The organism is Leifsonia sp. SIMBA_070 (genome assembly GCF_046534635.1).
GTDB lineage: Bacteria > Actinomycetota > Actinomycetes > Actinomycetales > Microbacteriaceae > Leifsonia.
Genome location: NZ_JAWRYK010000279.1, coordinates 1 through 272 on the forward strand (window position 1 = coordinate 1; position 272 = coordinate 272).

The 272-nt window shown below is 67.6% G+C and carries 1 pseudogene; it reads right to left on the reverse strand.

What is annotated here, in order from left to right:
- Positions 1-69: 69 nt before the first annotated feature.
- Positions 70-272, reverse strand: a pseudogene (locus tag SB754_RS20345) (cysteine--tRNA ligase); the annotation flags it as partial.

Below are 272 nucleotides of genomic sequence, written 5' to 3' on the forward strand. Positions count from 1 at the left end.
CCACGAAACAGGCACCGACCGCGTCCTCGGCCTGCAGCATCACGTTGAAGCCCTTGAGGGCCATGGCCGCTACTCCGCCATCTTCCGCCAGGTCGAGCCTTCCGGCCCGTCATCGACCTGGATCTTGCGCGCATTGAGCTCGTCGCGAACCTCGTCGGCCACCGCCCAGTCCTTGGCGGCCCGGGCCGCCTGGCGTTTCTCGATCAGCGCATCGATTTCCGCGCGCTCTGCCGGGTCCATGCCGGTCAGACCGAACCAGGCGTCCGGATCGT